Origin of the sequence: Streptomyces shinuiensis (genome assembly GCF_043660855.1) — a bacterium.
GTDB lineage: Bacteria > Actinomycetota > Actinomycetes > Streptomycetales > Streptomycetaceae > Streptomyces.
In genome coordinates, this window is sequence record NZ_JBIHML010000001.1 from 920738 (window position 1) to 946814 (window position 26077).

Genomic DNA, 26077 nt, shown 5'->3' on the forward strand with positions numbered 1-26077 from the left:
CGTACGAGTACGCGGAAGGGGCCATGCGAGTTACCTTCCGTGACGGCGGATCAGCCGGTCGGACATACGGGAGAGATCGGCGATGACAGCGAACGGCACGGGCGGGAACGGCGGCATGGCGGCTTTCCCCCAGGAGGACGGCGACCACACCGAGCCGGAGAGGCTGGACAGCCTCAGAGCGTTCGGCGAGGTCGTCGGGGCGTTCCGCAAGCGGGCGGGTCTGACCCAGGAGTCGCTGGCCCCGAAGGTGCGGTACTCACCGGAGACGGTCGCCTCCATCGAGCAGGGTCGCCGCTTTCCGCCACGGGACTTCGTCGAAAGCGCCGAGGATGTCCTGGACGCGTTCGGCACGGTCAAGGGCGCGGCCCGCCATCTGACCCGGCGGCCGGGGCCGGCCGACTGGTTCCACCAGTGGGCCCAGTTGGAGACGGAGGCGATCAACCTCTACACGTACGAGTGCCGCCTGATCCCGGGCCTGCTCCAGACCGAGGCCTACGCGCGCACGCTCTTCGTGAACCAGCTTCCGCTGCTGAGTGACGACCAGATCGAGGCCCAGTGGGCGGCGCGGGCCGAGAGGCAGCGTCTGCTGCGCGAACGCCCCGGCACCACGTTCGGCTTCGTTCTGGAAGAGCACCTGTTCCTGCGGCAGACGGGCGGCCCGGAGGTGACGCGTGAGCTGATCGACCACGTGCTGGAGATCTCGAAGCTGCGGAACGTGGAGGTGCAGATCATGCCGCTGGTGCGCGGGAACCATGCGGGTCTGGACGGCTCAATGCAGCTTCTGGAGACTCCAGACAACCGATGGTTCGCCTACAACGAAGGCCAGCGGGGTGGGTTGTTCATCAGCGACCACAGGGAGCTGAGCATTCTCCGGATGCGGTATGCCAGGACGCGTTCGCAGGCTCTTGCTCCCGAAGACTCCGTGAGCCTGTTGCGGCGGATGCGAGGAGCAGCATGAGCAGCACGGAACTGTCCTGGTTCAAGAGCAGCTACAGCAGCGGCTCCGGCGGTGACTGCGTCGAGGTCGCCCTCTCCTGGCACAAGTCCAGCCACAGCAGTGGTGGAGACGGCGACTGCGTGAAGGTCGCCTCCTGCCCCGGCACCGTCCATGTGCGGGACTCCAAGGACAAGGACGGCCCTCAGCTCGCCATCACCCCGGAGGCGTGGAGCGGCTTCCTCGCCTACGCGGCCCGGAGCTGACCGCTCACGCAGCCGAACGCCTCGCACCGGAACGCCTCCGGTGCGGGGCGTTCCGCCCGGGGCGGCGGCGGGCCGTCAGCCGGCCGCTCGCGCGTCGAGCTCCGCCACCAGCCGCTTGGGCGCGATGGTGCGGTAGCTCTCCTCGAGCCACTCCCGCAGCAGCTCCGCGTCCGGGGCGTCCGGCTCTCCCAGCGGGATGGTCACCCAGCCCGCCCGGCCGAGTCCGTAGCCGGTGGGGACGGCGCCGGGGGCGGACATCGCGTGGGCGTGTGCCTCGGGGTCGGTGAGCTTGACGGTGACGGTGGGCGGGGAGTCGCCCCGCCCCGCCACGAGGTGCCCGAGGAAGAGGAAGACGAAGATCTTCCGATTCACCTTGACCACGGGCTCCCCCCAGGGGAAGTCCTCGTAGGCGCCGGGCAGTTCGAGGGCGAACTCACGCACCCGCTCCCGTACCGCCCGCGCGTCGCCGCGCCCCTTCGCACGCTCGTCCATGCCCCCACCGTAGGGTCGGGCACCGACAGATGGTTCCGTCCACCGCCCCTCTCACCCCCAGGAGGTCAGGAGTGCCCCGCAACGACCGCGAGTACGACGTGGTGCTGTTCGGTGCGACCGGTTTCACCGGCGGGCTGACGGCCGAGTACCTGGCCGCCCACGCCCCCGGCGAATGCCGCTGGGCGCTGGCCGGGCGCAACCGCGACAAGCTGCTGCGGCTGCGCGAGCGGCTGGCGCGGATCAACCCGGCCTGCGCCGAACTGCCGCTGCTGCACGCCGATGTCACCGATCCCGGCTCGCTGCGCGCGGTCGCGGAGAGCACCGCGGTGGTGGCCACCACCGTCGGCCCGTACGTCGAGTACGGGGAGCCGCTGGTGGCCGCGTGCGCCGAGGCCGGGACGGACTACGCCGACCTCACCGGCGAGCCGGAGTTCGTCGACATGATGTACCTGCGCCACCACGACCGGGCCCGCCGTACCGGGGCTCGGCTGGTGCACGCCTGCGGTTTCGACTCGGTGCCGCACGACCTGGGCGTGCTGTACACCGTCGAGCGTCTTCCCGAGGGGGTGCCGCTGCGGATCGACGGCTATGTGCGGGCGTCGGGCGCCTTCTCCGGGGGGACGTTCGCCTCCGCGCTGACGGCGTTCTCCCGGGGCCGGCAGATGCGGGCCGCGGCGCTGGAGCGGCGGCGGGTGGAGTCCCGTCCGGCCGGGCGCCGGGTCAGCGCGCCGCTGGACCGGCCGCGCCGCAGCGGGAAGGCGGGGGTGTGGGCGGTGCCGCTGCCGACGGTCGATCCGCGGATCGTGGCCCGGTCGGCGGCCGCCCTGGAGCGTTACGGCCCGGACTTCCGCTACCGGCACTACGCGGCCGTCCGCAGGCTGCCCGTGGCCGTGGGCGGCATCGCGGGCCTGGGCGCGCTCTTCGCCGCCGCGCAGCTCCCGGCCGCGCGCCGCGCGCTGTCGGCCCGGCTGGCTCCGGGCGACGGGCCGAGTCCGCGCAAGCGGGCGGAGAGCTGGTTCAAGGTCCGCTTCTTCGGGGAGGGCGGCGGCCGTCGGGTGGTGACGGAGGTGTCCGGTGGCGATCCGGGCTACGACGAGACCGCGAAGATGCTGGCCGAGTCGGCGCTCTGTCTGGCGCTGGACGACCTGCCGCAGACCTCGGGCCAGGTCACCACGGCCGTGGCGATGGGGAACGCGCTGATCGACCGGCTGGTGCGGGCCGGGATGGGCTTCCGGGTGGCCTCCTCCACGGAGCGCCGCTGAGCGTCGCGGGCGGGCCGGGACCGGCCGGTACCAGGGGCCGGGTGGCGGGCGGTCAGCCCGTCACCCAGGAGGCTATGACGCAGAGCATGGCTATCACCCAGCCCACGGCGAGCGTGCCCGCCAGGGCGAGCGCCAGGACGGGGCCGCGCCCGAGGTCCGGGGCCAGGGAAGGGGACATTTCGGGGGTTCCGTGCACGTTCTCCATGATCCGCTCCATGCACTCAGAGTGCCGTCTCACCACGGCTTCCAAACATCCGTACGCGTACTCATCCGCGTAAGGGATCAAGCTAGGTGCGGGGACTGACAACGCGATCTCCGCGCGGGGTCGCGGGGTCGCGGGGCACAATGCGTGCATGGATCAACGGTCTTGGGCCCGGGTGTGGGCCGCACTCGGCGGCGATCCCGGTCTGTGCGAACGTGTCCGTCTCGTCCCCCGAGTCCTCCCTGACGGAACCGGCGGTGTGCTGCCCGCCCGGCTGCCGGTGCGGGAGCTGGCGCGTTCCACCGTGGCGGTGTGCGCGCTGGCGGCGGCCGAGTTCGGGACCCGCTCCGTCACGGGGAGTACGGGGACGGCCGTGCCCGGGGTCGGGGTGGACGACGGGGCGGTGGCCACCGCGTTCGTCAGCGAGCGCCATCTGCGGATCGACGGGCGCGCGCCGGCCACGTTCGCGCCGCTGTCGCGTTTCTGGCGCACCGGCGGCGGTTGGCTGCGCACTCACGCCAACTACCCGCATCACCGCGCCCGGTTGCTGTCCGCGCTCGGTGCACCGGACGGCGGCGGGGCACCGGCCGACGAGGCGCTGGCCGCCCGGGTCGCCGCCGTGCTGGCGGAGCGCCGCGCCGAGGAGGTCGAGGAGGCGGTGTACGCGGCGGGCGGTCTGGCCGTCGCCGTCCGTACGCCCGGGCAGTGGTCGGCGCATCCGCAGGGCGCGGCCGTGGCCCGGCTCCCGCTGGTGGGGATGGAGCGGCTGGACGACGCGCCGGCACTGCCGCTGCCCTCCCCCGGCTCGGGATCGGGTTCCGGCGCCGGGCTGCGCGTGCTGGACCTCACCCGTGTCATCGCCGGTCCCGTGGCCACCCGCACCCTCGCCCTGCTGGGCGCCGACGTGCTGCGGATCGACCCGCCGCACCTGCCCGAGAGCGCGGACGCGCACGCCGACAGCGGGTTCGGCAAGCGGTCGGCCCTGCTGGACCTGGCGTCCCGCTCAGGCCGCGCCTCCTTCGAGGAGTTGCTGGGAAAGGCCCATGTGGTGGTGACCGGCTACCGTCCGGGCGTGCTGGACCGCTTCGGGCTGTCGGCCGGGGAGCTGGCCGGGCGGCGGCCGGGTGCGGTGGTGGCTCAGCTGAGCGCCTGGGGCGGGCCCGGCACCGGTCCGTGGGGCGGCAGGCGGGGTTTCGACAGCCTGGTGCAGGCGGCGAGCGGCATCGCCGTGACCGAGGGCGGGCCGGACGGCGAACCGGGTGTGCTGCCCGCGCAGGCCCTGGACCACGGCACGGGTTACCTGCTGGCCGCCGCCGTGCTGCGCTCGCTCACCGACCAGCGCGACGGCGGGGGTTCGCGGCGCGTACGGCTCGCGCTGGCGCGGACCGCGCACTGGCTGCAGCACGAGTTGGAGGGAGCGCGGGAGCCGGAGGAACCGGACGAGGTGCGGGAGCCGTACGACCCGGCCGGCTGGCTCGTCGAGACGGGCGGCCCGCCGGGCCGGCTGCGCCACGCCGTCTCCCCGGTGGCCTACGACGGCGGGCCGGAGGGCTGGGCCCGGCCGCCGGGGCGGCCGGGCGGGGACGAGCCGGTGTGGGGGTGAGGGGGCGGCGGGTCAGCCGTCCGGGTCCTCACGCCTCCGGTCATGGCCGTGCCCGTGGCCGTACGTGTGGCCGTGGTCGTGCCCGCCGTCCAGTCGCTTGCGCTCCCGGCGTTCCGCGCGCCTGCGCTTGCGCTCGACCCCGACGCCGCCCCAGAAGGCGAAGCCGCTGACCACCACGCGCGGTGCGCCCGGCTCCCCCCGGCCCGCGGCGCTGTGGTCGAAGCCGCCCATGACACCGATGCCGCGTACGTCGACCTCGGCCTCCTCCGGGGCGATCACGTTGACGCCGCCCATGATCGCGAAGCAGCGGATCTCCACCTCACGGTCCTCGAAGTACGCCTCACGCAGGTCGATCTCCCCGCCGCCCCAGAAGGCGAAGCAGGTGAAGCGGCGGGGAGCGGTCCACGGCCCCTTGCGTACGAAGCCGCCCATGATCGCCACTGCGCCGCGGGAGGTGGCGCTGCCGCCGAAGCGGTCGGCCCAGCCGCGGCCGGCCCGGGCGGGCTCGGCCGGGGTGGTGGGGGCGGTTGTCCGGGGCAGGTCCTTGATCAGGGGGGCCAGTTCGCCCTGGGTGCGCGCGGCATAGGCGGAGTCCAGCCGTTGCTGGAACTCCTCCATGTCGAGGCGCCCTTCGGCCACCGCCTCGCGCAGCACCTCGGCCACCCGCTCCCGGTCGGTGTCGGAGGCCCTCATCTCGGGCAGATCGTCGGTCATGGCGGCAGGCTACCGGCCGGGCCCGGCCGGCCGTCAGGCCAGGTCGATGCCGGGGTAGAGCGGGTGCCCGGCCAGCAGGTCGGCGGCGCGTCCGGCGACGGCCTCGGCGATCTTCGGCTCCAGCAGGTACCGGGCCCTGGAGGTGGCGCCGGCCGCGGTGGTGCCCGGCTCGGCGGCGGTGAGGGTGGTGTGGATCAGGTCGGCGACCTCGTCCATCTCGGCCGTTCCCAGCCCGCGCGTGGTCAGGGCGGGGGTGCCGATGCGGATGCCGGAGGTGTACCAGGCGCCGTTGGGGTCGCGCGGAACGGCGTTGCGGTTGGTGACGATGCCGGCGTCCAGCAGCGCGTCCTCGGCCTGGCGGCCGGTGAGGCCGTAGCCGGCGACGTCCACCAGGGCCAGGTGGTTGTCGGTGCCGCCCGTGACCAGGCGCGCGCCGCGGCGCATCAGCCCCTCGGCGAGGGCCGCGGCGTTGTCCACCACCTGCTGCGCGTAGGTGCGGAAGGCGGGCTGCCGGGCCTCGGCCAGCGCCACGGCCTTGGCGGCCATGACGTGGGGCAGCGGGCCGCCGAGGACCATCGGGCAGCCGCGGTCCACGTGCTCGGCCAGCGCCTCGTCGCACAGCACCATGCCGCCGCGCGGGCCGCGCAGGGACTTGTGGGTGGTGGTGGTGACGATGTTGGCGTGCGGCACGGGGTCGAAGTCGCCGGTGAAGACCTTGCCGGCGACCAGTCCGGCGAAGTGGGCCATGTCGACCACCAGGGTGGCGCCGACCTCGTCGGCGATCTCCCGCATGATCCGGAAGTTCACCTTCCGCGGGTAGGCGGAGTAGCCGGCGATCAGGATGAGGGGGCGGAACTCGCGGGCGGCGGCGCGCACCGCGTCGTAGTCCAGCAGGCCGGTGGCCGGGGCGGTGCCGTAGCTGCGCCGGGCGAACATCTTGCCGGAGATGTTGGGGCGGAAGCCGTGGGTGAGGTGGCCGCCGGCGTCCAGGGACATGCCCAGCATCCGCTGGTCGCCCAGCGCGCGCCGCAGCTCGGCCCAGTCCTGCTCCGACAGGTCGTTGACGTGCCTGGCCCCGGCGCGCTCCAGGGCGGGGCTCTCCACGCGCTGGGCCAGGACGGACCAGAAGGCGACGAGGTTGGCGTCGATGCCCGAGTGCGGCTGGACGTAGGCGTGGTCGGCGCCGAACAGCTCGCGGGCGTGCTCGGCGGCCAGCGCCTCGACGGTGTCGACGTTGCGGCACCCGGCGTAGAAGCGGCGGCCGACGGTGCCCTCGGCGTACTTGTCGCTGAGCCAGTTGCCCATGGCCAGCAGCACGGCCGGGGAGGCGTAGTTCTCGCTGGCGATCAGCTTGAGGGAGGCGCGCTGGTCGGTGATCTCGGCGCCGATGGCGTCGGCGACGCGCGGCTCGACGGCGCGGATCACGTCCAGGGCGCTGCCGAAGGCGGTGGACGCGGTGGCGGCGGTGCTCGCCGTGTTCCCGGCTGCGCTCCGGGCGGCGGCGCCGGTGTGCGGGGTGGGTGCGGTGGCCATGGGCCTCCTCCTTGACGTCCTCGACGACGGTGCGGGCGGCCCAGGCACGCGGCTCTTCGGCGCGGCGGGCTCGTCACCCGGCGCGCGGGCCGCTCCCCGATGGTCGATCCCATCCCTACGCGCCAGTCACGGCCCGTCCGGAGCCTAGCACTCGCGGACCGCACGGCTCTGGGGCACCGTGGAGACGAGAACCGATCGCCCCACCCTTCGCAGGAGGCACCATGTCCAGCCACACCTACCGGGTGACCGAGATCGTCGGCACCTCGCACGAGGGTGTCGACCAGGCGATCCGCAACGGGGTCGCCCGCGCCTCGGAGACACTGCGGCACCTGGACTGGTTCGAGGTGACGCAGGTCCGCGGCAACATCTCGAACGGCCAGGTCGACCACTACCAGGTGGGACTGAAGGTCGGGTTCCGCCTGGAGGGCGAGGCGTAGGCGAGGAGCGGGGAACGGGACCGCCGCGGCAAGCACCCGCCGGAGTGCCCTTCCCACCCGGTTCACCCTTCTCGCCGGGCCGGGAGGGATAGGAACGCCGTCGCGTGGCACTCGGACGCCCGGAAAGACGCCCCTTGCCACTTTCCGGGCGATTCGGTCATTCCGAGAGGAACGCGGTATGCCCACGGCAGCCACCAACAGCCAGGTCACGATCACCGACGCCCCGGCCCACGGCCGGTTCGAGGCCAGGATCGGCGCGACCCTCACCGGCTTCGCCGACTACGTACGCGACGACGGCCTGGTGACCTATCCGCGGGTGGTGGTGTCCCGGCCCTTCCGCGGCCGGGGCATCGGCGACCGGCTGGTGCGGACCGCGCTGGACGACGCGCGGCGGCGCGGCCTGCGGGTCCGGCCGGCCTGCTCCTTCGTCGAGCAGTGGCTCGTCATGCACCCCGGGTACCGGGACCTCGTGGCAGAGGAGGCCGGGGAGGCCGGGGAGGCCGGGGAGGCCGGGGAGGCCGGGGAGGCCGGGGAGGCCGGCGGGTAGCGCGGGGCGCCGCCCGCCGGGCACCCCCTCAGGCCCTGGACGAAGCCGGGATCAGGGCGTGTTCCACTTCTGATTGGCGTTGCCCGAACAGGTCCAGATCTGCGTCTTCGTGCCGTTGGCGGAGTTGTTGTCCCTCACGTCCAGGCACTTGTCGGAGTTGGGATTGACGATGTCCCGGGCTTCGGTGACGACCCACTGCTGGGCGGCCGTGCCGTTGCAGTCCCAGATCTGGACGGCTGTGCCGTCCGCCGTGCCCGCGCCGGAGACGTCCAGGCACTTGCCGAGCGCCCGTATGGTGCCGTCCGTGCCGACGGTCCACTGCTGGGCGGCGTTTCCGTTGCAGTCGTGGATCTGCACCGGGGTTCCGTTGGCGGTGTCCGCCCAGGCCACGTCCAGGCACTTGCCCGCCAGACCGGTGATGGTGCCGGTGCGCTCCCCCCCACCACCGTCGCCGCTGGTGACGCGGACGTAGTCGACGACGAGCTTCTGCGGGAAGACGGTGCTCGAGTCCGGCGGACCCGGCCAGTCGCCGCCCACCGCGAGGTTGAGGATCAGGAAGAACGGCTTGTCGAACACCCAGCGGTCGCCGCCCAGATCGGCCGGGGTGCGGCGCTGGTAGACCTGGCCGTCGACCGACCAGGTGATGGAGTTCGGGGACCAGTCGACGGCGAAGGTGTGGAAGTCGTCGGCGAACGCCCGGCCGCCGGAGAGGGTGTAGCCGGCGCCGACGCCCTCGCCGCCGGAGTAGCCGGGGCCGTGCAGGGTGCCGTGCACGGTGCCGGGCTCGTAGCCGACGTTCTCCATGACGTCGATCTCGCCGCTGTCGGGCCAGCCGACGCTGCCGATGTCGTGGCCGAGCATCCAGAACGCCGGCCACATGCCCTGGCCGCGCGGGAGCTTCATCCGGGCCTCGATGTGGCCGTAGGTGGTGGTGAACTTCCCGGCGGTGTTCATCCGGGCCGAGGTGTACTCGCAACGCCCGTACCAGCACTGGTAGTCACCCGGGTTCTCCTTGCGGGCGGTGATCACCAGACTGCCGTTGCCGTCGAGCGCGGCGTTGGCGTTGCCCGGGGTGTAGTACTGCCGCTCGTGGTTGTTGCCGCTGTTGTCGCCGGTCTCCAGCTGCCATCTGCGGCCGTCGACCGCCGATCCGGCGGGTCCGTCGAAGTTCTCCTCGAACAGCACCGCCGCCGGGGCCGCTTCGGTCTTCTGGACGGCCTTCCGGGCGGTCTCGCCCGCCGGGCCGGCGGCCGCGGTGCCGGTGACCGCCAGGGTCGCGGCCAGCGCCAGCAGTGTCGCCGCCGCCCCGCGTCGGGACCGTCGGGGCCGGCTGCTCCTGCCGCGGGGAGGGTCGTGGGGAGGGTGGGGGGTTGTTGGGTGCATGACCATCACATCCGTCTGTCGTCCGGAGGATCCGGCGGTGGGGGCCGCTCCCTCCGTGTACGGGCCGCGGGCGTGTGACCGCACGGCGGCCGCGGGGCATGGAGCCGCCTCGTGCACGGTGAGGGCGCGGTGCGGACGGGAGCGGGCGGGCAGCGCTCGGCGTACCGACCGCCCGCGTTCCGGGCTTGCTTCGGGCAGTGAGTCAACTCCCGGGGAAACCTGGCCGTCAAGAGCTTGAACGAGACCAATCAGCTTCAAGAAATGAATGAGAGAGCGCTCTTGAGAGCGTTCTCAAACAGTGACACCCATTTTTGACGTGAAGTCTTGACGCCCTTGCTCGCTGCCGTTTGACTCCGTGCCCATGCCCGGCACCGGTCCCGGAACCGGTGCCGCCGAACCGAGCCGCCGGAGGAGTGCCCATGCGCCTCACCACCGCCGACGTCGCCCGCGCGGCCGGCGTCAGCGGGTCGGCCGTCTCCCGGGCACTCAACGCCGAGGGCGGGGTGGACGGCCGCGTCCGCCACCCGGGGTTCCCCTCCGTCGCCACCACCAACGCCCTCGGCGACGGGCAGGCGGCACACCGGCTGCCGGGCCTCGGGCGCCGCAGACCGCTGGCGGCCACCGGCCCGGTCCTCGCACCCCAGAAACCCCGCCCCTGACCCGCACCGCTGCGGAACCCTGATGAGAGCGCTCTCAAGCGCAGGCACCCAACCATTTTGAGAGCGCTCTCATAACCAGCCGGGATCGCTCCCTCACCCAAAGCGATCGAACAGGAAAGACCCAGGAGGAGACACCATGAGAGTCCGAGCCCGGACCAGAACCGCCGTCGCGGTGGCCCTCGCCGCCACTGCCCTGCTCGCCGGCTGCACAGCGGGCGCCCCCGGTGCGGGCGGTGGGCAGGCCAAGGGCGACAAGGGCGTGCTCACCGTCGGCATGCCCAACGGCCCGCAGACCGACAACAGCAACCCGTTCCTGGGCACCTCCGCGGGCGCCTCCCTGGGCTACCGCCACATGATCTACGAGCCGCTGGTGATGGTGAACGGCGTCCGACCCGCCGACAAGGGCACGCCCTGGCTGGCCAGCGAGTGGAAGTGGTCGGACAACTACAGGAAGCTCACCCTGACCGTGCAGGACGGACCCACCTGGTCCGACGGGAAGGAGTTCGGCGCGGGGGACGTGGAGTTCACCTTCCGGCTGCTGAAGGGGAACGAGGCGCTCAACACCAACGCCGTCCCCTACGACGGCATCAGCCGCGAGGGCGACACCGTCGAGCTGACCTTCCCCGAGTCGCAGTTCGTCAACCAGAGCAAGATCCTGACCACCTTCGTCGTGCCCGAGCACATCTGGTCCGAGGTGGAGAATCCCGAGACCTGGCCCAACAAGAAGCCCGTGGGCACCGGCCCGTACACGCTCAAGACCTTCACGCCGCAGACCATCACCCTCACCGCCCGCGACACCTACTGGCAGGGCAGGCCCAAGGTCGAGGAGTTGCGCTACACCTCCTACAACGACAACAACGCGCAGACCACGGCCCTGGCCAACGGCACCTGCGAGTGGTCCTTCGTCTTCACTCCCGACTACGAGAAGATCTACGTCGCCAAGGACCCCGAGCACCACAAGCTCTGGTTCCCCTCCGGACTGGGCGTCCACGGCCTGTGGTTCAACACCGCCAGGAAGCCCTTCGACGACCCGGCGCTGCGCCGCGCCATCAACCACGTCGTCGACCGCGAGGCCATCCACGTCCGGGCGCAGGCCACGCTCTACCCGGAGATCGAGAGCGTGACGGGCATCCCGCTGCCCGCCGGCGAGCCCTTCGTCGCGCCCGAGTACAAGGGCGAGAAGCACAAGGTGGACGTCGAGGCCGCCAGGAAGGAGCTGAAGAAGGCCGGTTACACCCTGGCCGGAGGCGTTCTGAAGGACCCCTCGGGCAAGCCGGTGACGATGACGCTCACCGACCCGGCCGGCTGGTCGGACTACCTCACCGGCCTGTCGATCATCAAGGACAACGTCAAGAAGATCGGCATCGAGGCCAAGGTGAAGACCCAGACCGTCGACGCCTGGACCACCGCGATGAACGAGGGCGACTTCGACGCCAGCCTGCACTGGACCAACAGCGGCGCCACCCCGTACGACATGTACCAGCACGTGATGGACGGCGAGCTGTACCAGCCGGTCGGCAAGGCCTCCCCCGGCGGCAACTTCGGCCGCTTCCGCGACAAGGCGGCCACCGAGGCGCTCAAGGAGTACGCCAACGCCGGTGACGAGGGCACCCGCACCGAGGCGCTGAACGAGCTCCAGCGGATCATGGTCGAGGAAGTGCCGCTCATCGCCACCGCCGCCGCTCCCATCGGTGCCGAGTACAGCACCCGCAACTGGGTCGGCTGGCCCTCGGAGTCCGACCCGTACGCGCCGCCGCAGCCCACCCAGCCCAACTCCCTGGACGTCGTCCTGCACCTGCGCCCCGCCTCCTGACGGCACGCGGGCGCCGGACGCCGGGCGGGCCGCCCGCCCCGCCGCACACCCCATCCCATCCCCGCACCGCGGCGGGGCGGGCCCCGTCCGGCACCTCCGGCTTCCCCGCGCACACGGCACAGGCGGCACAGGCGGCACGAACAGCCATGACCACAGGGACGACAGGAAGAGTCATGTCCGAAGAACGCTCCGAAGAACACGCCGCACCACCACCCGACCGCGCCCCCGGACCCGACGGGCGCGTGGTGCTGGAGGCCGAGGGGGTGAGCAAGCACTTCCCGGTGCGGCGCGGTGCCCGCGCGCTGCTGGGCGGGAAGCGCCGGGCCGTCCACGCGGTGGACGACGTGTCGCTGCGGCTGCGCCGCGGTTCGGTGACCGCGCTGGTGGGCGAGTCCGGGTCGGGCAAGTCCACAGTCGCCCGGCTGCTCGCCCAGCTCCATCCCGCGACCGCCGGGGAGATCCGGCTGGACGGGAGACCGGTGCGGACCGGGCGGGGGCGGGCGTTCCGCGCGTACTGCCGGCACGTCCAGCTGATCTTCCAGGACCCGTTCGCCTCGCTCAACCCGGTGCACACCGTCCGCTACCACCTCACCCGCGCGCTGCGTATCCACGGCCGGGCCGGCAGCGGTGCGGCGGAGCTGGAGAAGGCGCTGGCCGCCCTGCTGGAACGGGTGCAGCTCACCCCGGCCTCCCGCTATCTGGACGCCTTCCCGCACGAGCTGTCCGGCGGGCAGCGCCAGCGGGTGGCCATCGCCCGCGCCCTGGCCGCCGATCCGCGGGTGCTGCTGGCCGACGAGCCGGTCTCGATGCTGGACGTCTCCATCCGCCTGGGCGTGCTCAACCTGCTGCGCGACCTGAGGGAGCGGCTGGACCTGGCCATCCTCTACATCACCCATGACATCGCCTCCGCCCGCTACTTCGCGGACGAGACGCTGGTGATGTACGCGGGGAGGATGGTCGAGGGCGGCGACAGCGAGACCGTCACCCAGCGCCCCGCCCACCCCTACACCCGGCTGCTGCTGGCCTCCGCTCCCGACCCGGACCGGGTCACCGGGGGCGGCGAGGGCGGCGGAGACGGCGGGGAGACCGCGGACCCGTCGGCGAGCGAGCCGCCCAGCCTGATCTCGCCGCCCGCCGGCTGCCGCTTCCACCCGCGCTGTCCACTGGCGATGGAGCGCTGCCGCGACCGGACCCCGCCGCGTTTCGACCTCGACGGCGGCCAGTGGGCGGCCTGCTGGCTGTACGACACCTCTGCGGACGCCCCGCCCGCCGGGAACGCGTCGACCACCGGGGCCGGGCGGGGGGCCGCGTCGTGAAGTTCGTCCTCCAGCGCCTGGCGTTCTACCTGCTGACCGCCTGGGCGGCCATCACCATCAACTTCCTCATCCCCCGGCTGATGCCCGGCGACCCGGTGCAGTCGCTGCTCGCCCGCTACCGGGGCCAGCTCTCCAGCAAGTCCATCGCCTCCCTGGAGACCCTCTTCGGGCTCGACCGGGACAGCTCGCTGTGGCGGCAGTACACCGACTACTGGGCCAGTCTGGCCCGCGGGGACCTGGGGACGTCGTTCACCTACTTCCCCACCCCCGTCTCGGAGGTGATCTCCCAGAGCCTGCCGTGGACGCTGGCCCTGGTCGGCACCACGACCCTGATCAGCTTCCTGCTCGGCACCGGCATCGGCGTCTTCGCCGGCTGGAAGCGCGGCTCCTGGCTGGACGGGCTGCTGCCGGTGACCACCTTCATCTCGGCCATCCCGTACTTCTGGCTGGGGCTGATCGCCATCGCGGTGTTCGCCGTGCAGTGGCCGCTCTTCCCCGCCTCCGGCGGCTACGACGCCTCCCTGGTGCCCTCCCTCGGCGGGGCGTTCGTCTCCAGCGCGCTGTACCACGCGGTGCTGCCGGGCGTGACCGTCGTGCTCAGCGCGATGGCCGGCTGGGTGCTGGGGATGCGGAACATGATGGTGACCGTCTCCTCCGAGGACTACGTGATGGTCGCCCAGGCCAAGGGGCTGCCCGAGCGCCGGGTGATGTTCTCCTACGCAGCCCGCAACGCGATCCTGCCCAACGTCTCCGGCTTCGCCCTCTCGCTGGGCTTCATCGTCGGCGGCACGCTGCTGGTGGAGATGGTCTTCTCCTATCCCGGCATCGGCTACGTCCTCTTCCAGGGCGTCGGCGCCAAGGACTACCCGCTGATGCAGGGCGTCTTCCTGATCATCACCCTGGCCGTGCTGGCCGCCAACCTCCTGGCCGACCTGCTCTACATGATCCTCGACCCGCGCACCCGGAAGGAGGGCTGACCCATGGCCGTCCAGGCGTCCGAAAGCAGCGCCGTCGTCCCTGCCGCCGCCCCGCCCGCGGCCCGCCGCGACCGGCTGCGTTTCCTGCGCAACGGCAAGACCGCGACCGGGCTGGCGATCCTGGGCCTGTTCGTACTGCTCGCCGTCGCCGGGGAGTGGCTGGCCCCCCACGACCCGTCCGCGATGAGCGACGACGTGCTCCGACCGCCCTCCTGGGAGCATCCGTTCGGCACGACGCAGACCGGCCAGGACATCTTCTCCCAGGTACTGGTGGGCACCCGCGGGGTACTCGTGGTGGGCTTCGTCGCGGGCTTCTTCGCGACACTGCTGTCGGTGCTGGTCGGGGTGAGCTCCGGCTTCCTGTCCGGCATCGGCGACGAGGTGCTCTCCGCGCTCACCAACATCTTCCTCGTCCTGCCCGGGCTGCCGCTGATCATCATCATCGCCAGCTTCCTGCCGGACTCCGGCGACGTGATCATCGCGGTGGTCATCAGCCTCACCGCGTGGGCCTGGGGAGCCCGGGTGCTGCGTGCGCAGACCATGTCGCTGCGCGCGCGGGACTACGTCCAGGCCGCACGGGCCACGGGCGAGTCCACCTGGCGGATCATCGTCTTCGAGATCCTGCCGAACCTGACCGCCGTCATCGCCTCCGGATTCGTCGGAACGGTGATCTTCGCGGTGCTGTCGGAGATCACCCTGGCGTTCATCGGCGTGGCCGACATCTCCCACTGGAACTGGGGGACCATCCTGTTCTGGGCGCAGAGCAACCAGGCCCTCGGCCAGGGCGCGTGGTGGTGGTTCGTGCCCGCCGGGCTGTGCATCGCGCTGCTGGGCACGGCGCTGACACTGATCAACTTCGGCATCGACGAGTTCGTCAACCCCAGGCTGCGCACCGCCGTCCGCGTCCGCGGCGGGGCCCGGATGCGGGTCGGCTTCACCCCCGTCGCCCGCGCCCCGCGCGGCGGGGCGGAGCCCGAGAGGGGCGCGGGCGGGGCACGCGAGACCGAGGAGACCCCCGTATGAGCACATCGGCCACCTCCCCCGTGAGCACCCCGCCGCACGCCGCGACGCGGCCGCCCGTGCTGGAGATCGGCGGCCTGTCCGTCGACTACGGCGTCGGTGACGGCGCGGTGCGGGCCCTGCACGACGTGGACCTGACCCTGCGCCGCGGCGAGGTGCTGGGTCTGGCCGGCGAGTCCGGCTCGGGCAAGTCCACCCTGGCATACGCCGTCACCCGGCTGCTCTCCCCGCCCGGGGTGATCACCGGCGGGGACGTGCGCTACCACCCGCGCGAGGGGGAGCCGGTGGACGTGCTGGCCATGGCCCCGCGGGAGCTGCGGGCGTTCCGCTGGCAGGAGGTCTCCATCGTCTTCCAGGGGGCGATGAACTCCCTCAACCCCGTCCACACCGTCCGCGCCCAGCTCACCGACGTGCTGAAGGCCCACCGGCCGCAGATGTCCCGGGAGGAGCGCACCGGACGGGCGCGGGAGCTCGTGTCGCTGGTGGGTATCTCCCCCGACCGGCTGGGCGCCTATCCGCACCAGCTCTCGGGCGGGATGCGGCAGCGGGTGATGATCGCGATGGCACTGGCCCTGGAGCCGGAGATCGTCGTCATGGACGAGCCGACCACCGCGCTGGACGTGGTGATGCAGCGCCAGATCCTGCGGCAGCTCGTACGGCTGCGCGAGGAGCTGGACTTCTCGGTCGTCTTCATCACCCACGACATCTCGCTGCTGATCGAGTTCTCCGACCGGATCGCCATCATGTACGGCGGCCGGGTCGTGGAGCAGGCCGGGGCCGCCGACATCTACCGCGACCCCCGCCACCCGTACAGCCACGGGCTGCTGCACTCCTTCCCCGCGCTGCACGGCCCGCGCCGGGAACTGACCGGCATACCCGGCTCACCGCCGGACCTGCGGGCCATGCCGTCCGGCTGCGCCTTCCACCCCCGCTGCCCGAAGGCCTTCGAGCCCTGCGGCCTGCGCACGCCCCGCCTCACGCCCGTGTCCGACACCGGTAACGGCACAGCCCCGGACAAGGACACAGCCCCGGGCACTGACAAGGACACCGGCCGCAGCGTCGCCTGCTGGCTGAACGACGACCGCCGATCTGGAGAATCATGACCACCACCACTTCCGCGTCGCCCTCGACCGCCACCTCCCCCGCCGCAGAGCCGGTCGCCGGTCTGCCGGCGGACTTCCGCTGGGGGGTGGCCACCTCCTCGTACCAGATCGAGGGCGCGGTCGACGAGGACGGTCGCACCCCCTCCATCTGGGACACCTTCTGCCGCGTGCCCGGAGCCGTGGCCGGCGGCGAGAACGGCGACACCGCCTGCGACCACTACCACCGGATGCCGCAGGACGTGGAGCTGATCGCCTCCCTCGGCGTGGACACCTACCGCTTCTCGCTGGCGTGGCCGCGCATCCAGCCGGGTGGGCGCGGGAAGGGCAACCCGCGCGGCATCGCCTTCTACGACCGGCTGGTCGACGAGCTGCTGGAGCGCGGCGTCACCCCGTGGGTCACCCTCTACCACTGGGACCTGCCGCAGGAGTTGGAGGACGCCGGCGGCTGGCCGGAGCGCGACACCGCGTACCGGTTCGCCGACTACGCCGAGATCGCCCACGGCGCCCTCGGCGACCGCGTCCGGCACTGGACGACGCTGAACGAGCCGTGGTGCTCGGCGGTGCTCGGCTACGACCAGGGGGTGCACGCGCCCGGCCGCCGCGACTTCGGCGACTCCATGCGGGCCGTCCACCATCTGCTGCTCGGCCACGGGCTGGCCGCCCGGCGGCTGCGCGCCGCCGGGAGCCCGCCGCAGGAGCTGGGCATCACCCTCAACCTGGGGACCGCCACCCCGGCGAGCGACAGCGAGGCGGACCGCGCCGCCGCGCGCCGCGCCGACGGCATGGGCGCCCGGCTCTACCTGGACCCGCTGGTGCACGGGCGCTATCCGCGGGACGTGGTGGAGGACCTGGCCGCCAGAGGAGTGACCCTGCCCGTGGAGGAGGGCGACATGGAGACGGTCTCCGCACCGCTGGACGTGCTCGGCGTCAACTTCTACTCCGGCCACGTCTTCTCCGGCACCGCCGAGGACGGCTCCACCACCGGCGGGGACGGGCTGCCGGTGACACGGGTCGTCCCACAGGGCCGGCCGCGCACGGCGATGGACTGGGAGATCGTCCCCGAACGCCTGGCCGAGCTGCTGGTGCGGCTGCACAAGGACTACGGGCTGCCGACAGTGATCACCGAGAACGGCGCGGCCTTCGACGACGAGCCGGCGGCCGACGGCGCGGTGCACGACGACGACCGCACCGCCTATCTCGCCGACCACATCCACGCGGTGGCGGCGGCCCGGAACGCCGGGGCGGACGTACGCGGCTACTTCGCCTGGTCGCTGATGGACAACTTCGAGTGGGCCTACGGGTACGCCAAGCGGTTCGGTCTGGTCCACGTCGACTACGAGTCCCAGCGCCGGACCGTCAAGGACAGCGGGCTGTGGTACCGGGACACGGTACGGCTGACCCGACGGGCCGCGGACCGGGCGGCCCGGGGGCGGACTGCTGGAGGTCAGGCCGCCGCGGGCTGATGCCCGGCAGGGCCGCCGCCTTCCGTGCCGGGGCCGGCCTCGGGAGTCGGTGGCGGGCAGCGGTCCGCGCCCGCCACCGACTCCCGCGCGACCGTGCCCAGGACCGCCTCCACCGCCTCCCGCGCGGCGGCGGCCAGCGCGCGGCGGTCGGGGTGGGCGCCGGGCGGCAGCGGCGGCAGTACGGTCACCTCGGCGACCAGGCCCCGGGCGGCGACCACCCGGCGCAGCGAGGCGGCCAGTGTGTCGTCGCCGACGAAGGCGGCCCGCGTGTCCACCGCCCCGGCCGTGTCCATGGTGCCCGTCCCCTCCGCCGCGCCGCGCACCCGGTAGCGGATCGCCACCGGCTGGATGGGGACCCCGGCGTCCAGCGCGGCCTGGAACAGCGCCCTGCGGAACGGCCCGCGCTCCCTGCCGCACCGGGTGCTGCCCTCGGGGAAGGCCACCACGGTCGAGCCCGCGCGCAGGGCGGAGGCGATCTCCGCGACCGTATCCGGCAGGGACCGCAGCCGCTCGCGATCGATGAACAGGGTGCCGCCACGGGCGGCCGGCCGGCCCAGCACCGGGTACAGCCCGACCTCCCGCTTGGCCACCATCCGGCCGGGCGCCACGGCGGCCAGCAGCGGTACGTCCAGCCAGGAGACGTGGTTGGCCACCACCAGCGACGGTCCGGCGACGGGCCGGCCCGTGACGCGGACCCGCACCCCCAGCGCGGCGGCGATCGCCCCGCACCACCACCGCACCAGCACCGCGCGGCGGGCCGGGGCGAGGCGGCGCACCACGGGTGACAGCGCCACCCCCGCCGGCAGGACGGCGGCCAGGGCCGCCCAGCGCGCCGACCGCCGCACCGCCCCGGCGGCCGCCGGGCGGCGGGGCAGGCAGCCGACCACGGTGCACGGCGAGAACGGGAACCACAAATTCACCCGGGGGTCCGCCCGGTCCGGTGCGCCCATCGCCCCTCCTCCCTCCCTCGCCCTGTCCCGCTCTCCGCCACAGGCCTCTCCGCCACCGGTTCCGTCAGGCCGGGAGGAGGGAGAGGAAGTGGCGCAGGTAGCGCGGGTTGGTGTCGCGCAGCGACAGCAGCACGTACAGGTCGGCGACGCCGAAGTCCGGGTCGTGGGCGGGCTCTCCGCAGACCTTGGCGCCCAGGCGCAGGTAGCCGCGCAGCAGTGGCGGCAGCGCGGTGCGGGAGGCGGCGCGCGGGGTGCTCCCGGCCGTGGCGCCCGGCACCGGCTGCGCGCCCCCGGCGCGCCAGGGCAGCCGGGGGCGCACCCGGTGCTCGGCGGGGGCCATGTGCCGTTCGGCGACCGCCGCCCACACGGCTGCGGCCGTCGCCCCGCCGTCGGCCAGCGGCAGGGAGCAGCAGCCGCCGAGCCAGTTGTGGCCGGTGCGCTTGAGATAGCGGGCTATGCCCGCCCACATAAGGGCGATGACGGCGCCGTCGCGGTGTCCGGGGTGGACGCAGGAGCGGCCCGCCTCCACCAGATCGCCGCGCAGGCCGGCGCCGTCCAGCAGCCCGTCGAGTTCGAACTCGCCCTCGGCGTAAAGCCGTCCGGCCACGCGCGCCCGCTCCGGCGGCAGCAGCCGGTAGGTGCCCACCACCTCTCCGGTCGCCCGCTCCCGCACCAGGAGGTGGTCGCAGTAGGCGTCGAAGGGGTCGGTGTCCAGACCCGGTTCGGGGCCGGCCAGGCGGGCGCCCAGCTCCCCGGCGAAGACCTCGTACCGCAGGCGCTGCGCGGCCCGTACGTCCGCCTCGTCGCGGGCGAGGGAGACGGTGTAGCCGTCACCGGGAGGTGCGGAGGCCGACACGGGGGCCGGTGCGGGTGCGGAGGGCTGGGTGGGGATGCCGGGGAGGCCGGGAAGGGCGTCGGGCACGGGTATGGCTGGCACGGCGGAAGCGGACACGGCGGGTCCTCCTGGTCCGGGCGGCGGCGGATCGCCGGTTCCGCCGTGCGGCGGGACCGGCTCTCCCTCCTTCTTCGCCGGGCCGGCTGGACTCCGCGTGACCGCTCCGGGGAGTGGGGGTGTGCACCGATTGAACACACGCCCCCGGCGCGCACGGACCGCGGGCGGCGCCGCCGTCACCCGCGCGGGGCAGAGGGACATGAAACCGCCCGTCCCGGTCAAGGGATGGAGTGAGATGTAACCAGGCGGCGCGGCGGCGCCCGGCCGGAGGGACGGCGAGCGATGCGGACGATGCGGGCGGGGCAGGCGGGGCGGACCGCGGACGGCGGACCGGGGGCCGGGCCGCGGGCCGTACGGGCGCGGGTACGGGCGCTGGCGGTGCTCGTGGCGTGCGCCGCGCTGCTGACGGGCTGCCCGGGCGCGGGAGACGGCGACGGGGAGCAGGAGGGCCGCTCCCCGTTCACCGGGGAGAGCGTGCCGGACGTCTCGGCGCCGGTGCTCGCCGTGAAGATCGACAACGTGGCGGCCGCGCGTCCCCAGACGGGACTGGAACGGGCCGACATCGTCTATGTGGAGCAGGTCGAGTCGGGGCTGACCCGGCTGCTGGCCGTGTACTCCTCCGACCTGCCGCCCTCCGTGGGCCCGGTGCGCAGCGCCCGGGAGTCCGACATCGAGCTGCTGCGGCAGTTCGGCGAACCGGCGCTGGCCTACTCCGGGGCGCAGTCGAGCCTGGTACCGGTACTGGAGGCGTCCCCGCTCCGCCTGGTGCCGCCCGGCGAGGCACCCGGCGCCTACTCGCGCAGTGCGGAGCGCTCCGCCCCGCACAACATGTACCTGGATCCCCGGGCCGCTCTGCGCGAGGCACCCGGCGGGGTGAGCGGCGCCTCCGACATCGGCTTCCGCTTCGGCACGGCACCGGGGGGCGGACGGGCCGACACCGAGGAGGCCGTCCGCTTCCCGGCCGTCCGGTACACCTTCACCTGGTCGGCCGAGTTCGACCGCTGGCTGGTGTCCGTCGACGGCGAGGAGGCGACCACCGCCGACGGCGACCGGCTCGGGGCCCCCACGGTCGTCGTCCAGCGCGTGGAGATCCGCGACTCCCGCTTCCGGGACCGCGGCGGCAGCGTCAGCCCGTACTCGGAGACCGTCGGCTCCGGCGAGGCGACGGTGCTGCGCGGCGGGCGGGCGTACGAGGCGCGCTGGTCGCGGCCGTCGGCGGAGAGCGGCACGGAGTTCACCACGTCGGAGGGCGATCCGGTGACCTTCGCCCGGGGGCAGGTGTGGGTGGTGCTCGCCCCGCGGTCAACCTGACCCGGTCCCGAAGAGCCGGGCTCGGAGGCGGCGCCCCCGGCTGGCCGCCGGGTGGGCTCCTCAGCCCAGACACCCTGTCGTGGGGTGGCGGGGACGCGTGGCTCGCGCCCCGCGGTCCACACGTCCCCGCCCCTTCGGGCGGGGACGTACGCGGGTGTCGGCCGCCCAGCAGGTGTCGACCAGCGCCCGGTGGGGGCCGGAGCGGATCAGGTGGACGTTGGTGCGCGTGTGTCCCCACGGCCCCGGGCCGTACACGCCCGGGGCGATCTCCCGCGCCCTCGGCGCGGGTCCGGTACTGCGCCGGCGTGTCATCGCACACCGCCCCGTGTGGCCGGTCGGGACTCCACGGGGATTCCGGCGGAAGGTCCGCCGTGGGAGGTCCGCGCGGGGCGGGTGCCCGCCCGCCGCGCCACCCGATCCTCCTGCGCCGTGCCCTCCGGTCCGGCGCGGTCAGTCCGGGGCGGTGTGGCGCCGCAGGACTGCGCGGAGGTCTGCCTCGAAGGCGTCGTAGCGGGCGCGCAGTGCCGCGCCCGGCCAGTCGCCGGGCAGCAGCGCGGCCGGGAGCAGCGGGTCGGCGAGCAGATGGCGCAGGACGGCGGCCGAGACGGTGAAGCGCCGGGCCGGGTCGCCGGCCGACGCCGCGGCGTCGGCGGCGGCCGCCAGGGCGCGGGCCCGTGCCGCCCAGCCGTCCAGATCCCACAGAGCGGCGGCCAGTCCGGCCGGATCGCCGTCGGGGGCGCCGGTCAGCAGGGTGCACTGCTCGCCGACGACGGGCGGGCGGGGCCGCAGCAGGTTGGCGGGGCGCAGCCAGGTGCCCTCGCGCAGTTCGGCCAGGCGCAGGGCGGCCATGGCCTGGCGCAGGGCGCCCCGGTCGGCCGCGTCCCGGCGCTCGGCGGTGACGACGGCGATCTCCCACTCCCCCCGCCAGTGGCGGGTGCGGGGCGCGCGGCTGTCGTCCTGGCGTGCCTGGCGCTCCAGCAGGCGCGCGGTGAGGCCGTACGCGCCGTCGGCGCGCTGGGCCAGTTCCCCGGCCGCGACCATCCGCGACAGCGCCACCCGTACCGTGCCCTCCGCGATTCCGAAGAGTTCGCCGACCCGCACCAGGGCTCTGGCGGGCAGGGCGGGCGGGTGGTGGCCGAGCAGAGTACTGAGCACGACCGAGCGGGCCGTCAGGGGGCGCAGGGCGAGCGCCCGGGCGCCGCCGTCACCGTCTGCCCCGCCTGTCCCGTCCGGATCGTCTGTCCCGTCTGTGCTGTTCATGGGCAGTGCAATCCTAGCCTCCTTCGCTATTACAGTCTTTCACCACGCACATGAGGTCTGTAATGTCGGAGCACGGGCACCGCCGCCCGCCGCCGTCCCCGCCGGAGGTCGCCGTGAGCGCCACCCATGAAGTGATCAACCAGCCCCCGCCGCTGACCGGATTCACCGCCGCGGACGATCCCGCCGTGTTCGAGGCCCTGCGCCGCCACGGCGCGCAGTGGGGCGAGGCGGAGGTGCGGGAGCTGGGCGCGCTGGCCGGCACCCCCGAGGTGCAGGACTGGGCCCGGATGGCGGAGGAGGTCCCGCCCCGCCTGCACACCCACGACCGCTACGGCCACCGCGTGGACGAGGTGGAGTTCCACCCCGCCTGGCACCGTCTGATGGCCACCGCCGTCGAGCGCGGGCTGCACGCCGCGCCCTGGACCGACGGCCGCCCCGGCGCCCATCTGGTGCGCGCCGCCAAGTTCTACCTGTGGTCCCAGGCCGAGGCCGGGCACGGCTGCCCGGTCTCCATGACGTACGCGGCCGTCCCCGCCCTGCGCGCCCAACCGGAGCTGGCCGCCGCCTACGAGCCGCTGCTGACCGCCCGCTCCTACGACTTCGGGCTGCGGCCCCCGCTGGGCAAGTCCGGGCTGATCGCGGGCATGTCGATGACCGAGAAGCAGGGCGGCTCGGATGTGCGGGCCAACACCACCGGGGCCGTCCCCGACGGTGACGGCGGCTACCGGCTCACCGGCCACAAGTGGTTCACCTCCGCGCCGATGAGCGACGTCTTCCTGGTACTGGCCCAGGCCCCCGAGGGACTGACCTGCTTGCTGCTGCCGCGCGTGCTGCCCGACGGCACCCGCAACGCCATGCGTCTGCAGCGTCTGAAGGACAAGCTGGGCAACCGCTCCAACGCCTCCTCCGAGGTCGAGTACGACCGGGCCGTGGCCTGGCCGGTCGGCGAGGCGGGCCGCGGGGTGCGCACCATCGTGGAGATGGTCAACATGACCCGCCTGGACTGCGTCCTGGGCACGGCCGCCGGCATGCGCGCCGGGCTGCGGCAGGCCCTGCACCACACCGCCCACCGGCGGGCCTTCGGCGCCAGGCTGGCCGACCAGCCGCTGATGCGCTCGGTCCTGGCCGACCTGGCGGTCGAGTCGGAGGCCGCCACCGTGCTCGGGCTGCGGCTGGCGGCGGCCGTGGACGCCGCGCACGCCGGGGACGAGCGGGAGGCGGCCTTCCGCCGCCTGGCCCTGGCCGTGTCCAAGTACTGGGTGTGCAAGCGCGGCAGCGCGCACGCCGCCGAGGCGCTGGAGTGCCTGGGCGGCAACGGCTACGTCGAGGAGTCGGGCATGCCGCGCCTGTACCGCGAGGCGCCGCTGCTGTCGATCTGGGAGGGCTCGGGCAACGTCGCCGCCCTGGACGTGCTGCGCGCCCTGGCCAGGGAGCCGGCCGGCCTGGACGCCGTCCTGGCGGAGGTGGACGCCGCCGCCGGTGCCGACGCCCGTCTGGACGCGGCCGCCGCCGGGGTACGGGCCATGCTGCCGGAGCTGAAGGACCCGGCCGGCGCGCAGTTGCGCGCCCGGCTCTTCGCCGAGCGCCTGGCCCTCGTCCTCCAGGGCAGCCTGCTGGTGCGCCACAGCCACCCGGCCGTCGCCGACGCGTTCTGCGCCTCCCGGCTGGGCGGGGAGTGGGGGCACGCCTTCGGCACGCTCCCGGCGGCCGCCGACCTCGGCGCGATCCTGGACCGCGCCCGGACGCGGTGACCGGGCCCGCGGCTCCGGTCCCGTCGCGGCACACCGCCCCCGTCGCTGGACTCTCGACCCCTCTTCCTGCCAACCTCTGTGCCGACGGCGGCAGTTGCCGCCGATCAGTCGGCTGTCCAGGCTGGACGGCGCACGGGGAGGCGGGAGGCGGTGCCGGGCTCCGGTGGACGGCCGACACCGCTCCGGCCCGGTTCCGGCACGACCCTCGCCGTACCGGAGCCGCGGCCGCGACCGCCCACGAGGGACGAGGTGGACCGCTCAGTGAAGGAACGGGAACTGCGCCGGCAGTGCAGACGGCTGCTCAACGAACTGGACATCCGGCCGCCCCTGGACGTGGCCGAACTCTGCCGCCGCGTGGAGCGCCGGCGCGGCAGGCCCCTGAGACTCGTCCCCCACCCGATCCCCGTTCCGGGCCCGTTCGGCATGTGGATCGGCGCACCCGCGACCGACTACATCGTCTACCAGCGGGAGACCAGCGGCGCCCACCAGCGCCACATCATCCTGCACGAACTCGGCCACATGCTGGCCGACCACCACGGCGACCGCGCCGACAGCCACGAGGAGGAGCTGCTGACCGCGCTGCGCCGCGGCACCGAGCACCTCGCACCCGGCGAGATTCCCGACCTCGACCTCGACCCGGAATCGGTACGGCGGGCGCTGCGGCGCACCGCCTACGACAGCGCGCAGGAGCGGGAGGCCGAGACGGTGGCCACGATCATCCTGGAGTGGGCCTCGGTACTGGACCAGGTGGCCCCGCTGCCGTCCGCCGACGCCGCCGCCGACCGCATGGGCACCGCCCTCGGCGACCGGCTGGGGTGGCTGTGAGCCTGCTGCTGACCCTGTACGGAGTGGGCTCGTTCCTGGTGCTGGCCTGGATGGCCCACCGGCTGACACGGGCGCCGCGCGACGTGCCTCTGTGGGCGGTGACCGGGCTGATCGCCTGCTGGGCCGCAGCGTATCCCTTCGGGCTGGCCGCGGACAGCGAAGAGGTCTTCCTGGGGCTGGCGCCCATGACGTCCCGGCTGGTCCAGCACATCCTGGTGCTGGCCGCGGTCAACTGCATGGTCTGCTTCTACCTCTTCTCCGCGCTGGAGCCCGCCCGGGCCCGCAGGCGCGCCGGCTGGTACGCGCTGGCGCTGATGGGCGCGGTGGCCGTCCTCATCGCCGCGGTGGCGGCCACCCCCGAGGGCACCCGAACCCGGGACCACACCGTCACCGGCGTGGCGGTGTTCTTCGTGACGGCCGACCTGTACCTCGCCGTCGGCTTCGCCCTGGGCTGGATGTGGTCCCGGCGCTACGCCCGCATCGCCGAGCCCCGGCTGGCGCGCGGGCTGCGCATCACCTCGCTCGGCATGGCCGCGATCGTCGTGGCCGACGCCCTGTTCGTCCCGGCGGTGCTGATGCGCTGGGCGGGCGGCGACGGCGCGCCCGCCTCGCTGGACACCGCGGGCGCCGCCGAGACGGCACTGGGCTGGTTCGGAGCGGTGTTCTTCCTGCTGCCGGGCATCGTGCTGATCCTGGTCGGCGTCACCTACCCGGCCGCGGTGATGCGGCTGACCGCGCTGCGCGTGTGGTGGCGGCACCTGCGGGCGTACCACGGGCTGGAGCCGCTGTGGACGGCGCTGCACCGGCGGTTCCCCGAGGACGCGCTGCACCGGGTGCCGGTGCGGCCCTGGCGCGACGCGCTGAGCCCGCGCGGGGTGCACCGGCGCTACTACCGGCGGGCCGTCGAGTGCCGCGACGGCCTGGTGCGCGTCAGCCCCTATCTCGCCGCGCTCGACGGCGGCAGCGGCGGAGACGGCGCCGGGACGGAGGGCGCGGTGCCACCGGAGCGGCTGGCGCCGAGGCTGCGGGAGGCGCTGAGGGCGCATGCCGCGGGCCGCCCGGTGTCCACCTCCGCGGTGCCCGTGGCCGTGCCGGCCGAGGGCGGTCTGGACGCCGACGTGGAGCGGCTGCTGGCACTGTCGCGGGCACTGCGGGACGTGGAGCGCGGCGGGCGGGGCGCGGTGTGAGGGGGCGCGCGGCGCACCGCGGACAACGGCTTTCCGGGACGCCGGCCGGCCGCCCCGCTCCGACCGCCCCGCCAGGGTTTCCCCATCGCGGCGACGCACCTCGTGGTGGGAGGCGTG

25 protein-coding genes are annotated in these 26077 nt (G+C 73.9%); 17 read left to right on the forward strand and 8 right to left on the reverse strand.

The annotated features are described in order from the left end of the window. Positions 1-82 precede the first annotated feature (82 nt). Both ACGRHY_RS04075 and ACGRHY_RS04080 read left to right on the forward strand, forming a co-directional pair. On the forward strand, positions 83-958 hold the full coding sequence (locus tag ACGRHY_RS04075; protein ID WP_394634014.1) for a helix-turn-helix domain-containing protein: 876 nt from the start codon (positions 83-85) through the stop codon (positions 956-958). Further along, positions 955-1200, forward strand: a complete 246-nt coding sequence (locus ACGRHY_RS04080; RefSeq protein ID WP_394634015.1) for a DUF397 domain-containing protein — start codon at positions 955-957, stop codon at positions 1198-1200. The genes ACGRHY_RS04075 and ACGRHY_RS04080 overlap by 4 nt, the downstream gene beginning before the upstream one ends. A 75-nt stretch (positions 1201-1275) precedes the next feature. On the opposite strand, the gene ACGRHY_RS04085 is transcribed toward ACGRHY_RS04080, so the two are convergent. After that, positions 1276-1692 carry an MmcQ/YjbR family DNA-binding protein gene (locus tag ACGRHY_RS04085; RefSeq protein WP_394634016.1) on the reverse strand — a complete coding sequence of 139 codons (417 nt, stop codon included), beginning with the start codon at positions 1690-1692 and terminating at the stop codon, positions 1276-1278. A gap of 29 nt (positions 1693-1721) precedes the next feature. On the opposite strand from ACGRHY_RS04085, the gene ACGRHY_RS04090 reads away from it, so the two are divergent. Then, positions 1722-2954, forward strand: coding sequence for a saccharopine dehydrogenase family protein (locus ACGRHY_RS04090; RefSeq protein ID WP_394634017.1), 1233 nt, complete (start codon positions 1722-1724; stop codon positions 2952-2954). Between the two features lie 52 nt (positions 2955-3006). Here ACGRHY_RS04090 and mmpA read toward each other — a convergent pair whose 3' ends face one another. Continuing rightward, positions 3007-3171: a morphogenic membrane protein MmpA gene (mmpA, locus tag ACGRHY_RS04095; RefSeq protein ID WP_394634018.1), complete on the reverse strand. Its 165-nt coding sequence runs from the start codon at positions 3169-3171 to the stop codon at positions 3007-3009. 136 nt (positions 3172-3307) lie between these two features. Here mmpA and ACGRHY_RS04100 point away from each other — a divergent pair, with 136 nt between their 5' ends. Beyond that, on the forward strand, positions 3308-4759 hold the full coding sequence (locus tag ACGRHY_RS04100; RefSeq protein ID WP_394634019.1) for a CoA transferase: 1452 nt from the start codon (positions 3308-3310) through the stop codon (positions 4757-4759). 12 nt (positions 4760-4771) lie between these two features. Here ACGRHY_RS04100 and ACGRHY_RS04105 read toward each other — a convergent pair whose 3' ends face one another. After that, on the reverse strand, positions 4772-5473 hold the full coding sequence (locus ACGRHY_RS04105) for a DUF1707 SHOCT-like domain-containing protein (RefSeq protein ID WP_394634020.1): 702 nt from the start codon (positions 5471-5473) through the stop codon (positions 4772-4774). Between the two features lie 33 nt (positions 5474-5506). After that, a complete protein-coding gene (locus ACGRHY_RS04110) occupies positions 5507-7006 on the reverse strand; it encodes a glycine hydroxymethyltransferase (protein WP_394634021.1) in 1500 nt (499 codons plus the stop codon). Between the two features lie 221 nt (positions 7007-7227). On the opposite strand from ACGRHY_RS04110, the gene ACGRHY_RS04115 reads away from it, so the two are divergent. After that, positions 7228-7443, forward strand: coding sequence for a dodecin (locus ACGRHY_RS04115; protein WP_394634022.1), 216 nt, complete (start codon positions 7228-7230; stop codon positions 7441-7443). A 178-nt stretch (positions 7444-7621) separates the two neighbouring features. After that, entirely contained in the window at positions 7622-7990 is a 369-nt protein-coding gene (locus ACGRHY_RS04120) for a GNAT family N-acetyltransferase (RefSeq protein ID WP_394634023.1), read from the forward strand. A 51-nt stretch (positions 7991-8041) separates the two neighbouring features. On the opposite strand, the gene ACGRHY_RS04125 is transcribed toward ACGRHY_RS04120, so the two are convergent. After that, complete coding sequence (locus ACGRHY_RS04125) at positions 8042-9373, reverse strand: ricin-type beta-trefoil lectin domain protein (RefSeq protein ID WP_394634024.1); 1332 nt, start codon at positions 9371-9373, stop codon at positions 8042-8044. A 419-nt stretch (positions 9374-9792) separates the two neighbouring features. Between ACGRHY_RS04125 and ACGRHY_RS04130 the strand changes: the two genes are divergently transcribed. From ACGRHY_RS04130 to ACGRHY_RS04160, 7 genes are all read left to right on the forward strand, one after another. Then, the gene (locus tag ACGRHY_RS04130) at positions 9793-10032 is read left to right on the forward strand and encodes a LacI family DNA-binding transcriptional regulator (RefSeq protein WP_394634025.1); all 240 of its coding nucleotides are present in this window, start codon (positions 9793-9795) and stop codon (positions 10030-10032) included. A gap of 136 nt (positions 10033-10168) precedes the next feature. After that, positions 10169-11845, forward strand: a complete 1677-nt coding sequence (locus ACGRHY_RS04135) for an ABC transporter substrate-binding protein (RefSeq protein ID WP_394634026.1) — start codon at positions 10169-10171, stop codon at positions 11843-11845. Between the two features lie 173 nt (positions 11846-12018). Continuing rightward, positions 12019-13161 (forward strand): ABC transporter ATP-binding protein, encoded by a 1143-nt coding sequence (locus tag ACGRHY_RS04140; RefSeq protein WP_394634027.1) that lies wholly within the window; start codon positions 12019-12021, stop codon positions 13159-13161. Beyond that, on the forward strand, positions 13158-14138 hold the full coding sequence (locus ACGRHY_RS04145) for an ABC transporter permease (protein WP_394634028.1): 981 nt from the start codon (positions 13158-13160) through the stop codon (positions 14136-14138). The genes ACGRHY_RS04140 and ACGRHY_RS04145 overlap by 4 nt, the downstream gene beginning before the upstream one ends. Positions 14139-14141: 3 nt before the next feature. Continuing rightward, positions 14142-15161: an ABC transporter permease gene (locus ACGRHY_RS04150; protein ID WP_394634029.1), complete on the forward strand. Its 1020-nt coding sequence runs from the start codon at positions 14142-14144 to the stop codon at positions 15159-15161. Next, positions 15158-16261, forward strand: coding sequence for an ABC transporter ATP-binding protein (locus tag ACGRHY_RS04155; RefSeq protein WP_394634030.1), 1104 nt, complete (start codon positions 15158-15160; stop codon positions 16259-16261). Before ACGRHY_RS04150 ends, ACGRHY_RS04155 begins: the two co-directional genes overlap by 4 nt. After that, on the forward strand, positions 16258-17724 hold the full coding sequence (locus ACGRHY_RS04160; protein WP_394634031.1) for a GH1 family beta-glucosidase: 1467 nt from the start codon (positions 16258-16260) through the stop codon (positions 17722-17724). The genes ACGRHY_RS04155 and ACGRHY_RS04160 overlap by 4 nt, the downstream gene beginning before the upstream one ends. Here the strand turns inward: ACGRHY_RS04160 and ACGRHY_RS04165 are convergent. Continuing rightward, positions 17706-18674, reverse strand: a complete 969-nt coding sequence (locus ACGRHY_RS04165) for a lysophospholipid acyltransferase family protein (protein ID WP_394634032.1) — start codon at positions 18672-18674, stop codon at positions 17706-17708. The genes ACGRHY_RS04160 and ACGRHY_RS04165 overlap by 19 nt on opposite strands. Before the next feature lie 64 nt (positions 18675-18738). Beyond that, entirely contained in the window at positions 18739-19611 is an 873-nt protein-coding gene (locus tag ACGRHY_RS04170; RefSeq protein WP_394634033.1) for a GNAT family N-acetyltransferase, read from the reverse strand. Between the two features lie 297 nt (positions 19612-19908). Between ACGRHY_RS04170 and ACGRHY_RS04175 the strand changes: the two genes are divergently transcribed. Next, the gene (locus ACGRHY_RS04175) at positions 19909-20937 is read left to right on the forward strand and encodes a DUF3048 domain-containing protein (RefSeq protein ID WP_394634034.1); all 1029 of its coding nucleotides are present in this window, start codon (positions 19909-19911) and stop codon (positions 20935-20937) included. Positions 20938-21387: 450 nt separating this feature from the next. Here ACGRHY_RS04175 and ACGRHY_RS04180 read toward each other — a convergent pair whose 3' ends face one another. After that, positions 21388-22197 carry a PaaX family transcriptional regulator C-terminal domain-containing protein gene (locus tag ACGRHY_RS04180; protein ID WP_394634035.1) on the reverse strand — a complete coding sequence of 270 codons (810 nt, stop codon included), beginning with the start codon at positions 22195-22197 and terminating at the stop codon, positions 21388-21390. 113 nt (positions 22198-22310) lie between these two features. Here ACGRHY_RS04180 and ACGRHY_RS04185 point away from each other — a divergent pair, with 113 nt between their 5' ends. From ACGRHY_RS04185 to ACGRHY_RS04195, 3 genes are all read left to right on the forward strand, one after another. Beyond that, complete coding sequence (locus tag ACGRHY_RS04185) at positions 22311-23948, forward strand: acyl-CoA dehydrogenase family protein (protein WP_394634036.1); 1638 nt, start codon at positions 22311-22313, stop codon at positions 23946-23948. 249 nt (positions 23949-24197) lie between these two features. Further along, a complete protein-coding gene (locus ACGRHY_RS04190; RefSeq protein WP_394634037.1) occupies positions 24198-24773 on the forward strand; it encodes a hypothetical protein in 576 nt (191 codons plus the stop codon). After that, a complete protein-coding gene (locus ACGRHY_RS04195) occupies positions 24770-25960 on the forward strand; it encodes an MAB_1171c family putative transporter (protein WP_394634038.1) in 1191 nt (396 codons plus the stop codon). Before ACGRHY_RS04190 ends, ACGRHY_RS04195 begins: the two co-directional genes overlap by 4 nt. Positions 25961-26077: the final 117 nt, after the last annotated feature.